This is a genomic window from Mucilaginibacter dorajii (assembly GCF_024808255.1).
In the GTDB taxonomy this organism is placed as follows: Bacteria; Bacteroidota; Bacteroidia; order Sphingobacteriales; family Sphingobacteriaceae; genus Mucilaginibacter; species Mucilaginibacter dorajii.
In genome coordinates, this window is sequence record NZ_JANTYS010000019.1 from 26463 (window position 1) to 38929 (window position 12467).

A 12467-nucleotide genomic window follows, 5' to 3' on the forward strand; every position below is an offset into this window, starting at 1 on the left:
GTAGGCAAGGCTCGACAGAAACAATAATAAAATTAACGCTTAAGGCAATGCAAAGCCCGGGCAGTACTCATAACACCAGAATTTAAATAGATGAAAACCGAAAAAGTTGATGTGTTGGTAATTGGCGCTGGTCCGGCGGGTACTGTGGCTGCTTCTATAGTGAATAAAGCAGGCTTTAAAGTTAAAATTGTTGAAAAGCAAAAATTTCCCCGTTTTGTAATAGGCGAAAGCCTGTTGCCACGCTGCATGGAAGCATTAACAGAAGCCGGCTTTGTGGACGCGGTAGAGGCCAAGGGGTTTCAAAAAAAGTTTGGGGCCAAGTTTGTTAAAAACGGCGTGATCTGCGACTACTACTTTTCTGACCAGTTTACCGATGGCTGGAACTGGACCTGGCAGGTACCACGCGCCGAGTTTGATAAAACACTGGCCGATACCTGCGAGCAAATGGGCATCCCCGTAAATTACGAAACGAGCGTTACTGATATAAAATTCAATGGTTCTGACTCGGTTACCACGGTTGAGGATATCTACGGTAACCAAAGCCAGATAGAGGCCCGGTTTATTATTGATGGCAGCGGTTATGGTCGTGTGATACCAAAGCTGTTTGGGTTAGATAAACCCTCAAACATGTCTGAGCGTAAAGCCTTGTTTGCACACACTGTCGACCTTAAACGCAATCTTTATGAAGAACCAAACCGCATTACCATTGTAGTTCATAAACCGGGCGTATGGATCTGGATCATCCCATTTTCAAGTGGCGTCACATCTTTAGGCTTTGTAGGCAACCCAGAGTTTTTTAATGATGTAGCAGGCGAAACCGACAATGAAAAACTGCGCAATCTTATCGCGTCTGACCCTTACCTTAGCGAGCGCTTTGAAGATGTCGAGTTTGTTTTTGATCCCCGGATATTACAAGCCTGGAGCAGCACAACAGATGTATTTCATGGCGAAGGCTTTGTATTAACAGGTAACGTAACCGAATTTTTAGATCCGATATTTTCATCGGGCGTTACGCTGGCCACAGTATCAAGCCAAAATGCAGCCAAGCTGGTGATCCGTAAGCTTAAGGGCGAAGATGTTGACTGGGAAAAGGAATATACCGATAAAGTAATGCAGGGCGTTGATGTATTTCGTTCCTATGTAAATGCATGGTATGAAGGCACACTGGATACCATCTTTTTCTCCGAAACTTTTGTGCCGGAGATTAAAAACCAGATCTGCTCTGTTTTGGCAGGGTATGTGTGGGATTTAGAGAACCCATTTGTGAAAAACCACGATAAGGCTATAAAGAAATTAGCAAGAGTTATTCAGCTAAGCGGACAGATTAGCTAAACAGAAACATAAAATGGACAAATTAATGAATGATCTGAAAGAACAGATCATAGAACAATTGAACTTACAGGACCTTAAACCGGTTGACATTGGCGATGATGAATCGTTGTTTGCCGATGGATTGGGTTTAGATTCTATCGATGTGTTGGAACTGATTGTTTTAATGCAATCACACTACAAAATAAAACTTGCCAAAGCCGAGGACGGGCCAAAGGTATTCCAGTCTGTACGTACTATGGCCGAGTATATAACCGCTAACCAGGCAGCGTAATAGAGTCAAGAGATTAGAATCAAGAGTTAAGACGGGAAAAACAACCAGGGGAAAGACTTGCGAAGTTTTAAAAACTTCGCAAGTCTGGAAATACACTATGTCATTGCGAGGCACGAAGCAATCTCATGCTTTACAGAGCCGCCTTGTACAGTTCGCGATTGCTTCGTGCCTCGCAATGACATGATGATTTAACGCTCGCCTGTCTAAATAACCCAAAACAACACTTCAAACGCCACTGCGTTATTGTAAATAAAACGTGTATAAACTTTATGTATAAAGCATTCATCATACTGGTCATATTATCGGCAGCAATTACTGCCAATGCGCAGCATGCAGGTTACAGCCAACTTACAGACCTATCTGCATTTAAAGCCCAATTTACCGCTACCGCTCAAAAAACAACCAGCATAAAAAGTGACTTTGTGCAGGAGAAAAACCTGAGCATGCTTGCTGAAAAGATCACGTCCAAGGGAAAATTCTGGTTTAAAAAGGATAACATGGTGCGGATGGAATATACCAGTCCATCAAAATACCTGATGATCATTAACAAGGATAATATCCTGGTAAAGGATGAGCAGAAAGAAAACAAGATCAACACCAAATCAAACAAACTCTTTCAGCAGATCAACAGGATTATTGTGGATTGTGTGCAGGGAACCATCCTCAGCAATCCCGATTTTAAGGTGAAGGTATTTGAAAACAAAAGCAGTTACCTTGTTGAGCTTTCGCCGTTATCAAAGGGGATCAAAGATTTTTTTAAAAGCATCAATATCTCGGTTGATAAAAAGGATAATTCGGTAAGCAATATCGATATGGAAGAGCCGTCGGGCGATAACACCACCATTCACTTTTTAAATAAAGAGATCAATGCGATACTGCCAGACGCGCTTTTTGCTGCTAAGTAGCTGCTTGCTGTTTAGCTGCACCTCGGTTTATAAAAACCTGAAGCCGGCAGCCGGGAATTTTGACCATATCTACAAATTCAGGCCAAAGTTTTCTGTAGTGCTTTACAACGCCGAAATCAATGTAACCAGCCACCACCTAAGCGGCCTGCTGTTAATGAAAATTATGCCCGACAGCAGTACCCGCATTGTGTTTTCGAGTGAGATGGGGGTTAAGTTCTTCGATTTTGCTTTTCTGAAAGATGGCAGCTTTAAGGTATATTCCATCATCCCGCAAATGGATAAAGGACCTGTCATCAAAACGCTGATGAAGGATTTTGATTTGATATTACTGCGCCAACAGGGCAGCCGTGAGCATTATATGCTAAAGGATAGCAGCCATTTATACTATGTATTACCTCAGCAGAAAGGAGCTAACTATTATATCACCAATTTAGCTGGCGATACTTTAATCCGGATGGAAAAATCATCAAAAAGAAAACCCGTTGCCGTGGCAACCATGACGGGCTATAAAAATGGGGTGCCGGATAGCATCGGTATCGACCATAAAAACTTTAAATTTACCATCGGTTTAAAAAAAATAGAGCGATAGCTGAAAGCCTAAAGCTTAAGGCTCAAAGCTTAAAAAAATCATAGATAATATAACAAGCTGATAGTTCAGGGCTAAAGATTCAATGCTTTAAGCTTTAAGCTTTCGGCCTTAAGCTTAAAAAATGCTGCAGGAAACTTTTTTTCAATATACGCAACCCCAAACAGATGGCAGCGTAGCAACAACAACCATCACTCTTAATGCCGCTCACCAGATTTTTGAGGGGCATTTTCCCGGGCAGCCGGTGGTGCCTGGTGTTTGTATGATGCAAATGGTTAAAGAGGTTTTAGAGAGCGTTATAGGTGCAAAAACCAAGCTGCTAAAAGCTGTTGATATGAAGTTTTTAGCGATACTTAATCCCCTGGTTAACCGTACCGCCAATATGCAGATAACCTATGCTGTAAATGAATTTGATGCTATAAACGTTACCGCCGTTATTCAGCATGATACATCCACTTTCTTGAAATTTAAGGGAGTATTCAAAAAATGAAGCAGTTCAGAAACATATTTTTCTACGTTATCCTTTTAGGAGTATTCTCCTTCCTCATTTACTACGTGCTAATGGCGGGTGACAGCCTTGAACAAGGCCGGCATATTGTTAAGCTTGCTGCCAGTAGTAAAAGTCCGTTTCATCAGTTTATGGATGGCTTTATTAAAAACCTTACCGGTCCGCTGGCTACTTTGCTTGCACAGATAGCCGTTATTATTATAGCGGGCAATATGGCGGGCTGGGTATGCAAAAAACTGGGGCAGCCTCGTGTTATAGGCGAAATTTTTGCGGGGATAGCCTTAGGCCCATCCCTTGTCGGGCGATTTCTCCCTGCATTTTCACATACCATTTTCCCAGTAGCTTCTTTAGGCTCGTTGCAGTTCCTAAGCCAGATAGGATTGATCATTTTCATGTTTGTTATAGGTATGGAGCTTGATCTGCGGGCTATCAAAAATAAAAGTAAAGATGCCATTGTTATTAGCCATGCCAGTATAGTTGTTCCATTTACATTAGGTCTTGGGTTGGCTTATTACATTTACCGTTCGCTTGCCCCGGCTGGTATCCCTTTCTTTTCGTTCGGCTTGTTTATGGGCATTTCTATGAGCATTACGGCCTTCCCGGTGTTGGCGCGCATTTGCCAGGAAAGGGGTATCAATAAAACCCGCCTTGGCGCATTGGTGATTACCTGCGCTGCGGCCGATGATATCACCGCCTGGTGTCTGCTCACTATTGTAATAGCAGTAGTAAAGGCCGGCTCGGTCATGAGTTTTGTTTATACCGTTTTAATGGCGGTTACTTATGTGATACTCATGTTAAAAGCGGTAAAGCCTTTGTTAAAAAAAGTATACACGCATCATATTAAACCAGGTTACCTGGGCATTCCGGTTTCCCTGTTTTTTTTAACGCTGATCATATCGGCGTATGCTACAGAGGCCATTGGCATCCATGCGCTTTTTGGCGCGTTTATGGCTGGTATTGTAATGCCCGATAATATTACCTTCCGCAGCGTATTTATTGAGCGGATAAAAGATGTGGCGTTGTTTTTATTGCTGCCCCTGTTTTTTGTTTTTACCGGCCTGCGTACCCAAATAGGCTTATTGAACAACATTTACCTGTGGGGTACTTGCGGCTTGGTTATCCTGGTGGCTATCACCGGCAAATTTGTTGGCAGCGCCTCTGCCGCAAAATTTATTGGCCAAAGCTGGAAAAACAGCCTGTCTATAGGTGCGCTTATGAATACCCGCGGCCTGGTTGAGCTGATTGTGTTAAATATTGGTTACGACCTTGGCGTACTCAATAAAGAGGTATTTGCCATGCTGGTGATCATGGCGCTGGTAACTACCATCATGACGGTGCCAATCTTAAACCTGCTCGACAAGGCCTTCGGCAAAACGCCAGAAGAAGAGAACATTTCCGAAGAAGAGGAGCCGGCTATAGCCGGCGATCGATAAATTTAAACGGTTTACGGCCTGATTCCTTGTACTGCATTTTTTGGATCTCATCGTACTGTACATAGGTAACATGGGGACTAACCCTTAACCGGGCCTGTAAATTAGCCCTGATCTTCCGGTCGCACTCATCAGTATAATTAACGGGGAGGATATGGAGCAGTACTTCGTCCATCCCAATTTCGTTCGAATATACTTCGGCCACAAAATCAAGAATCTCTTCCATGCCATTCAGCAAGTCAAAAAGCGATGGCGGGTAAAGTGTGGTACCCTTAAACTTAATCATTTGCTTTTTACGGCCGATAACCGATGACAGCCGCAGCGTGGTACGACCGCATGCGCATGGCTCATCAAAATACTGGCAAATATCGCCGGTTTTATAGCGGAGTAACGGCATCCCTTCAACCCCAAGGGTGGTAATGGTAACCTCGCCCGGTTCGCCGGGGGCTACAGGTTGGTTGTGTTCATCAAGCAGTTCAACAATCAGCAGCTCGGGCTGATGGTGACCGCCTTTGCCCTGCCCGCACTCGGTAAACGCGGTTTGCATTTCGGTAGAGGCATAGGTAGAATATAGCTGGATATTCCAGGCGTCGGTTATTTTTTTGCCGAGGATATTGAGCGAAAAATCGGTGTTACGGATGTTTTCGCCAATACAAACCGCTTTTTTAACGGAGCTTGAATTGATATCGATATTATGCTCGTTAGCGTACTGAATCAGCTTATAAATAAACGATGGCACAGCTACAATAGCGGTTGGCTTAAGCCTTAAAATGGTATCCCATTGTAAAGAAGGCACACCCGGACCTAAACGAATAATCCCCGCGCCAATTTTACGGATACCCGAATAGTAAGCAAGGCCGGCCATAAACTGCCGGTCTAAAGTGAGCATCAGCTGGTAAACGTCATCCGGCTTGCCATCGGCACAAATAAAGGAACTGTACTCGTTATAAGTTAAGCGCTGAAGGTCGTTTTCTGTTAAGGCTACCACAACCGGGCTGCCCAGTGTGCCCGATGTTGAGCTGTATTCAATGATCTTATCGCGGCTTACGCACATAAAATCATCATTGCGCTTTTGCAGGTCTTCTTTTACCGTGGTAGGGATCAACCTCAAATCATCTAATGTTTTGATTACCTCAACATCGATGTTATTGGCGGCAAAGAGCTCTTTATAAAAGGGGGAGTTTTGATTTAGATATACTAAAAGCTGCTGCAGTTTTTGCTCCTGCATGGCTGCAATTTGTTGCTGCGATTGATAGGATGATGTATGTAATGTTTGCTCGGTCACTTTTCTATAATTACGATGGCAGATGCTATTGCTTTAAGGTGGGTTAATGATACAGAAATTTTTAATGGCCCGAATGCCTTTAATGTTTCGGCTGTTTGACCAATGGGTGTAAGTTCGGGTTTTCCATCGGCATTATTGCCTATCTCAATTTCGTTGAACGAAGTACCGTTTAGCCAACCCGTGCCCAGGGCTTTAAAAAAAGCCTCTTTGGCAGCAAAGCGCGCGGCATAATGCTGGTATTTATCGGTCATTAGTTCGCAGTAGGCTATTTCCTTTTCAGAAAACACCAATTCACGAAAGCCGCTGCCCTTATCAATTTTGGCAGCCATGCGCTCAACCTCTATCATATCTATCCCAACACCGGCAACCATCTATCAGTTTTTGTTAGTTAAATTTATTTGATGATCTATCGTAACCAATAGGTGGTTTTGATTGTCATGTACAAAAATAATATTTTATCGTTCTTTGAAAAGGTAATTTATACCAGCGTTATCCCGGGGATAAATTGAAAATGTTTTTTATTGAGTGTATAAAGCGGAAGGTGGTAATAGAGCGCAGTGGCAGCAATAAGGGTATCTGCTATCCCTGGCCGGTGGCTTAAGGTAAGTGATTTAAAAAGATCGATAAAGATCTCGGTAATATCTGTGTTAATTGGAATGTGGGTGTATTTGCTCAGCTGATTTTCAATTCTTTTAAAATCGACTTTATCTTTTGCCCCAACCATAAACTCGGCAACAGTGATGCTGCTAATATAAAATATGTTGGTGTTCAGAAGTTCAATTTCTTTCTTTACGGCAAGGTTACCCCGGTAAAGTTCAATAAGGATATTAGTATCAAAAATTACCATTTAGAAGGCCACGCTTTTGCCCTGATCTCATCAACCGACGGAAAATCGGGAGCTGAGCCAAAGTCTTCGAACAATTCTTTTACGTTTATCTTTTTCGCCTCGGGTGGTGTGGGGAGATTGTAGGAATTATGATCGCTTACTTCCACAACTATCACTTCCACTTTTTTGCCAAAAAACCTTTCCGGCATTTCAATGGTATGATTCTTTTTATCGGGAATTAAAATTTGCTTGTACATCGTATTTAACAATATATCCAAATATACAATTTTTGCTGATCATATGTCGGACCAAAAGGGATCAGATAGCCCATGGATCACTATACCAGGGCAAATGCATCTAATTGGGTTAACATAACTTAACACATTTCAGAAATAGAGATTTATAATTATCTAATAATCAATATTTTATATTTTAACAAGGTTAACACAAAACTGATGTATCACAATTTAGGCACATCCGGATATTTGTGCCTGTTGTTGACTAATACAAGTCCCTTCGATACCTGGATCATCTACATAAGAACAAGGTATAGTTTGATGCTTTTATCTTCCCGACCACTTAAGCTTATTCCGTTACTTATTACTAAATAGCAGCTTATCCCCGTTAATTATTTAGATGCGTTTGCCCTGATTTGTGCTATCAATCAATTCCAAAATTCGTGAAATTCGATTAAATTGTAACCGAGTCGGCGGGCATTCGTGTCTAACTCAAAAAAAGGGGCCTTAAGATAACACAATTCACTACTTGTGGCTAAAAGCGATTTCCCGGCACCATACACAAAACACACTTAAATGTTTTTATTATTTTGTACTTTTGTGAAATTTCCTGATTAATTAAATTAATCAGGGCTTATTAATATTTTCCCGGGGAGTGGGGATTAGTGGATTGAACGGTTGGGCGGTACGGAATATTTTAAAGCATTGGATTTAAAGGGCTTGGTACCCCAAAACAGCCTGGCGAGAATTACCTAAATCGTTCTTTATAATAAATAGTTACAACTAACAAATTAAGAACATCATGCATATGGTGTTTAAAATAAACTAAATACATATTTAACAATTTTACAACTTATTACACACTAATTTTGGTTTACCCTGATTGACCAATTTTAGCTGATTAATTTAAACGAGATTATGCAAACTGAAGAGATCATTGCGAAGATAAATTCTTTCCTGTCTGAAGAATTTGAGGTGGATATTGATACCATTACTCCCGATGCGGTTTTAAAAGATACCCTTGGTTTGGATAGCCTTGACTATATTGACCTGGTAGTGGTAATTGAAACCAACTTCGCGTTTAAGGTGCAGCCCGAAGATTTTACCGGTATTGTTACCTTCCAGGATTTTTACGATTACGTAGCCGCTAAAGTACAGCCAAAGGAGCTTGTTTAAATGTCGTCCTGGAAAGGAAAATCAAAAGGTAAGCCCTGGGGGTATTCCATATTTCTGGCAATCTTAAAAACCGCCGGGGTAACACCCGCTTATCTCCTTTTAAGATTCGTTTCCTTTTATTATGTGGTTTTTTCCTATCAATCGTCAAAAAGTATCTACTACTATTTTCACGAAAGGCTGGGTTATGGCCGCATCAAATCACTTTTTAAGGTTTATCAGAATTACTACATTTTTGGCCAAAGCATTATTGACAAAGTGGTGGTTATGTCGGGCATGCCGCATAAGTTCACTTTTGAATTTGATGGCCGGCATAACCTGGATGCGATAGCCGCGCTCAAAAAAGGTGGCCTGCTGCTAAGTGCCCATATAGGCAGCTGGGAAATAGCGGGCAACCTGCTAAGCCATGTTGATACCAAAATAAACATTGTGATGTTTGATGGCGAGGATCAGCAAATTAAAGCCTTTATGGATAAGGCCACCGGCAAGCACCGGGTAAATATTATTGTGATTAAGGATGATATTTCGCATATTTTTAAGATCAATGAGGCTTTCCAGAATAATGAGCTGGTTTGCATGCATGCCGACCGTTACCTGGAAGGCAATAAAACCATTACCAAAAAGTTTTTGGGTAAAGATGCCGAGTTTCCGCTTGGCCCGTTTATTCTTGCTTCTAAATTCAAAGTACCGGTGGCTTATGTTTTTGCCATGAAAGAAACCAAGTATCATTACCATTTTTACTCCAGCACAATTAAGGAATATTTACATTTGGGCAAAGATACCGGGATAGCGCAAATGACTGATGATTTTGTGGCCGAAATGGAAAAATACGTGAATCAGTATCCTGAGCAATGGTATAACTATTATAACTTTTGGCAGTAAAAACAATTTGATGAGAGGAGTTATTTGTAAGTAATGAATAATGTTTTTGTTGTTGCTGATAATATTACATCGCCGATTGGCTACACCGCTGCCCAAAACTTTGAACAGGTTGTTAAAGGCAACTCCGGGGTGAAACAGCATGATGATGCAGACAGGTCCCCGTCTCCTTTCTACGCTTCGCTATTTTCCAAAGATCAATTTATAGCTAACGATAACCATACCAAGTTTGAGCAATTGCTTATTGCTTCCGTAGCGGATGCATTGAAGAGTTGCGATGTTAATGCTACAGACAAAAAGACTGTGCTTATTATTTCAACCACCAAGGGCAATATCAGCATGCTGGAAACAGCGGGTGATGACCCCGGTCTGGCAGACCGGATTGCCCTGCATACTTCGGCAAAAATTGTTGCCGAAAACTTTGGTTTTGTTAACCAACCATTGATCGTATCGCATGCCTGCATCTCGGGCCTGGTAGCTTTAATCACAGGGTTACGGCTGCTGCAAACCGGGCAATATGAAAATGCAGTGGTGGTTGGGGCGGATGTAATCACCCGCTTTGTGCTATCGGGGTTTCAATCTTTCCAGGCCATCAGCGCGGCACCGTGTAAACCATTTGATGCTACAAGGGATGGCATTAATTTAGGAGAGGGTGCGGGCACGGTGATCCTTTCATCAAACCCTAAATACGCGGGCAATATTAAACTGGCAGGCGGCTCCATTAGTAACGATGCCAACCATATTTCCGGCCCATCCAAAACCGGGGAGGAACTTTTTTACGCTATCGACGCGGCTTTAAAAAACGCGGGGTTATCACCTGGTGAAATTGATTTTATATCGGCCCATGGCACCGCTACCGCTTACAACGATGAGATGGAAGCCAAGGCCATTAACCTGGCCGGCATGCAAAACATTCCGGTAAACAGCCTGAAGGGCTATTATGGGCACACGTTGGGCGCGTCGGGATTGATCGAGGCCATTATTGCTATCCATTCTTTAAAACAAAATACCATTATACCCACAAAAGGGTTTAATGCACTTGGGGTAACACAGCCCATAAACGTAGCAGCGCTATTGGTGCAAACCAATTTAACCAATTGCCTTAAAACAGCATCGGGTTTTGGTGGTTGTAATGCAGCGATAATATTAACTAAATAAGAGCTTAAAGCGGAAGGCCTAAGGCTGAAAGCGATCATAAATAAACACTTGACAGATAACCTATATATAACAAGCTATGCTACTATAACCGATAATACGATTTATGGCAATGGCGATGCTGTATTTGAAAATAGAGATACTGATACCGCGGAGTTCCTGCTATCAGCATATCAATTCCTGGAGGTAAAGTATCCTAAGTTTTATAAAATGGATGGCTTGTCAAAACTGGGCCTTTTGGCCTCGGAGGTTTTGCTGAAAGGGCATCCGTTTGCAGAGCGATACAAAGAAAATGAGATGGGGATTGTGCTTACCAATGCCAATGCCAGTTTGGATGCGGATATCAAATACTTTGAGGGGGCAAAAACAGTTGCCAGTCCAGCTTTGTTCGTTTACACTTTGCCCAATATCGTGATAGGCGAGATCAGTATTAAAAATAAATTCAAAGGCGAAAACGCGTTCTTTGTTTTTGAGCAGTTTGACGCCGCGTTTGTACACCAATACGTAGCGTATTTGCTAAATAACAATATTTTGCAGGCCTGCATTTGTGGCTGGGTTGATCTGTTACAGGAAAACTACAAAGCGGTTTTATTCCTGGTAGAGAAAAGCGAAAACAACATATCGGTACCTTTTACTCCCGATAATATGAACAACATTTACCAGTTTAATAAAATATGAGCGCACCTGTTTATGTAGCCGGCGTAGGCGTAATTTCGGGCATAGGCAATAACACTGCCGAATGCCTCAATGCGCTCCAAAACGGCCGGGCAGGTATCGATAAACTAAAATACCTGGATACGGCTCATAAAGATACTTTCCCGGTTGCCGAAGTTAAGCTGAGCAATGATGAACTGGTGGCGCTTTCGGGCTTTAAACCGGGGATCAGCCGCACGGCTATGTTGAGTTTGGTGGCTGCCCGGGAAGCCCTGAACAATGCCGGGATCGAAGACTTTTCATCGCTTCGTAGCGGTTTTATATCAGCCAATACAGTTGGCGGTATGGATAAAACCGAAGACTTTTTTACGCAGTTCAATGCAAATCCCCAGGCTGGTCGCTTGCGTAACGTGGTTAATCACGAATGCGGCAAGGTTACCGAACTGGTGGCCGATGAGCTGGGGATAAAAAACTATATCAGTACCATAAGTACTGCCTGTTCTTCATCGGCCAATGCCATCATGTACGGGGCAAGGCTCATTAAAAATAACATCCTTGATGTGGTAATTGCCGGCGGTACAGACGCGCTTACCCGCTTTACGCTTAACGGATTTAATACGCTGATGATCTTAGATACCGAATATTGTCAGCCCTTTGATGCCAACCGCCGGGGCTTAAACCTTGGCGAAGGGGCGGGTTACGTTACACTTGTATCTGAGCGCGTGGCAGCATCGCTTAAAGGGCCACTATACTGCTCCCTGGGCGGATATTGTAACGCGAACGACGCTTATCACCAAACCGCATCATCGCCCGATGGCATAGGCTCATTTATGGCGATGGAAGGCGCATTGAAAATGGCCGGATTAAATCCTGCCGATATTGGCTACATTAACCTGCACGGCACAGGCACCCAAAACAATGACAACTCCGAAGGGACAGCCATCAAGCGGTTGTTTGAACCGCATTTCCCTAAAATGAGCTCCACCAAATCATTTACCGGCCATACCTTAGGGGCAAGCGCAGGCATCGAGGCTGTATTTTCAGCCCTATCGGTTCAGCAGGGCTTTATTTATCCAAACCTAAGGTTTGAAACCCAGATTGCCGATCTGCCATTCAGGCCCGAAACTGCATTTTCAACACAGCCAAATTTAAAACACGTACTATCAAACTCTTTTGGGTTTGGCGGCAACTGTTCATCACTCATATTTTCAAAATTGGAGGCCTGAT

Annotated in this window: 14 protein-coding genes and 1 pseudogene; 11 read left to right on the forward strand and 4 right to left on the reverse strand. The window is 42.7% G+C overall.

Going from position 1 to position 12467, the window contains the following annotated elements:
- The first annotated feature begins 90 nt into the window (after positions 1–90).
- The 6 genes and pseudogenes from FHS10_RS21720 (at position 91) to FHS10_RS21745 (ending at position 5035) form a co-directional block, all read left to right on the forward strand.
- Complete coding sequence (locus FHS10_RS21720; RefSeq protein ID WP_259094650.1) at positions 91–1332, forward strand: NAD(P)/FAD-dependent oxidoreductase; 1242 nt, start codon at positions 91–93, stop codon at positions 1330–1332.
- Positions 1333–1342: 10 nt separating this feature from the next.
- A pseudogene (locus tag FHS10_RS21725) lies at positions 1343–1603 on the forward strand (phosphopantetheine-binding protein); the annotation flags it as partial.
- A 269-nt stretch (positions 1604–1872) separates the two neighbouring features.
- The gene (gene lolA2, locus FHS10_RS21730; RefSeq protein ID WP_259094652.1) at positions 1873–2508 is read left to right on the forward strand and encodes a flexirubin biosynthesis/transport protein LolA2; all 636 of its coding nucleotides are present in this window, start codon (positions 1873–1875) and stop codon (positions 2506–2508) included.
- Positions 2471–3097: a flexirubin biosynthesis protein LolB2 gene (lolB2, locus tag FHS10_RS21735; protein WP_259094655.1), complete on the forward strand. Its 627-nt coding sequence runs from the start codon at positions 2471–2473 to the stop codon at positions 3095–3097. Before lolA2 ends, lolB2 begins: the two co-directional genes overlap by 38 nt.
- Positions 3098–3218: 121 nt before the next feature.
- A complete protein-coding gene (locus FHS10_RS21740) occupies positions 3219–3584 on the forward strand; it encodes an ApeI family dehydratase (RefSeq protein WP_259094663.1) in 366 nt (121 codons plus the stop codon).
- On the forward strand, positions 3581–5035 hold the full coding sequence (locus FHS10_RS21745; protein WP_259094667.1) for a cation:proton antiporter domain-containing protein: 1455 nt from the start codon (positions 3581–3583) through the stop codon (positions 5033–5035). Before FHS10_RS21740 ends, FHS10_RS21745 begins: the two co-directional genes overlap by 4 nt.
- Here FHS10_RS21745 and flxY read toward each other — a convergent pair.
- The 4 genes from flxY to FHS10_RS21765 form a co-directional block, all read right to left on the reverse strand.
- A complete protein-coding gene (flxY, locus tag FHS10_RS21750) occupies positions 5016–6317 on the reverse strand; it encodes a flexirubin biosynthesis putative acyl-CoA ligase FlxY (protein WP_259094678.1) in 1302 nt (433 codons plus the stop codon). The genes FHS10_RS21745 and flxY overlap by 20 nt on opposite strands.
- Positions 6314–6688 carry a holo-ACP synthase gene (gene acpS, locus FHS10_RS21755; RefSeq protein ID WP_259094680.1) on the reverse strand — a complete coding sequence of 125 codons (375 nt, stop codon included), beginning with the start codon at positions 6686–6688 and terminating at the stop codon, positions 6314–6316. The genes flxY and acpS overlap by 4 nt, the downstream gene beginning before the upstream one ends.
- 107 nt (positions 6689–6795) lie before the next feature.
- Positions 6796–7164: a type II toxin-antitoxin system VapC family toxin gene (locus FHS10_RS21760; RefSeq protein WP_259094683.1), complete on the reverse strand. Its 369-nt coding sequence runs from the start codon at positions 7162–7164 to the stop codon at positions 6796–6798.
- A complete protein-coding gene (locus FHS10_RS21765; RefSeq protein ID WP_259094686.1) occupies positions 7158–7400 on the reverse strand; it encodes a hypothetical protein in 243 nt (80 codons plus the stop codon). Before FHS10_RS21765 ends, FHS10_RS21760 begins: the two co-directional genes overlap by 7 nt.
- An 897-nt stretch (positions 7401–8297) precedes the next feature.
- On the opposite strand from FHS10_RS21765, the gene FHS10_RS21770 reads away from it, so the two are divergent.
- From FHS10_RS21770 to FHS10_RS21790, 5 genes are read left to right on the forward strand one after another with little or no spacing between them, the layout of a single operon-like run.
- Entirely contained in the window at positions 8298–8555 is a 258-nt protein-coding gene (locus FHS10_RS21770; protein WP_259094691.1) for an acyl carrier protein, read from the forward strand.
- Positions 8556–9434, forward strand: a complete 879-nt coding sequence (locus tag FHS10_RS21775; RefSeq protein ID WP_259094693.1) for a lysophospholipid acyltransferase family protein — start codon at positions 8556–8558, stop codon at positions 9432–9434.
- 33 nt (positions 9435–9467) lie between these two features.
- Positions 9468–10589 (forward strand): beta-ketoacyl-[acyl-carrier-protein] synthase family protein, encoded by a 1122-nt coding sequence (locus tag FHS10_RS21780; RefSeq protein WP_259094694.1) that lies wholly within the window; start codon positions 9468–9470, stop codon positions 10587–10589.
- A 48-nt stretch (positions 10590–10637) separates the two neighbouring features.
- Positions 10638–11264: a hypothetical protein gene (locus FHS10_RS21785; RefSeq protein ID WP_259094697.1), complete on the forward strand. Its 627-nt coding sequence runs from the start codon at positions 10638–10640 to the stop codon at positions 11262–11264.
- Positions 11261–12466, forward strand: coding sequence for a beta-ketoacyl-[acyl-carrier-protein] synthase family protein (locus tag FHS10_RS21790; protein ID WP_259094699.1), 1206 nt, complete (start codon positions 11261–11263; stop codon positions 12464–12466). Before FHS10_RS21785 ends, FHS10_RS21790 begins: the two co-directional genes overlap by 4 nt.
- The last annotated feature ends 1 nt before the right edge of the window (position 12467 follow it).

What these genes read in the sequence shown, in the direction of transcription:
- FHS10_RS21720 (WP_259094650.1), top strand. Translation starts at nt 91, where the DNA reads ATGAAAACCGAAAAAGTTGATGTGTTGGTAATTGGCGCTGGTCCGGCG.
- lolA2 (WP_259094652.1), top strand. Translation starts at nt 1,873, where the DNA reads ATGTATAAAGCATTCATCATACTGGTCATATTATCGGCAGCAATTACT.
- lolB2 (WP_259094655.1), top strand. Translation starts at nt 2,471, where the DNA reads ATGCGATACTGCCAGACGCGCTTTTTGCTGCTAAGTAGCTGCTTGCTG.
- FHS10_RS21740 (WP_259094663.1), top strand. Translation starts at nt 3,219, where the DNA reads ATGCTGCAGGAAACTTTTTTTCAATATACGCAACCCCAAACAGATGGC.
- FHS10_RS21745 (WP_259094667.1), top strand. Translation starts at nt 3,581, where the DNA reads ATGAAGCAGTTCAGAAACATATTTTTCTACGTTATCCTTTTAGGAGTA.
- acpS (WP_259094680.1), bottom strand. Translation starts at nt 6,688, where the DNA reads ATGGTTGCCGGTGTTGGGATAGATATGATAGAGGTTGAGCGCATGGCT.
- FHS10_RS21760 (WP_259094683.1), bottom strand. Translation starts at nt 7,164, where the DNA reads ATGGTAATTTTTGATACTAATATCCTTATTGAACTTTACCGGGGTAAC.
- FHS10_RS21765 (WP_259094686.1), bottom strand. Translation starts at nt 7,400, where the DNA reads ATGTACAAGCAAATTTTAATTCCCGATAAAAAGAATCATACCATTGAA.
- FHS10_RS21770 (WP_259094691.1), top strand. Translation starts at nt 8,298, where the DNA reads ATGCAAACTGAAGAGATCATTGCGAAGATAAATTCTTTCCTGTCTGAA.
- FHS10_RS21775 (WP_259094693.1), top strand. Translation starts at nt 8,556, where the DNA reads ATGTCGTCCTGGAAAGGAAAATCAAAAGGTAAGCCCTGGGGGTATTCC.
- FHS10_RS21780 (WP_259094694.1), top strand. Translation starts at nt 9,468, where the DNA reads ATGAATAATGTTTTTGTTGTTGCTGATAATATTACATCGCCGATTGGC.
- FHS10_RS21790 (WP_259094699.1), top strand. Translation starts at nt 11,261, where the DNA reads ATGAGCGCACCTGTTTATGTAGCCGGCGTAGGCGTAATTTCGGGCATA.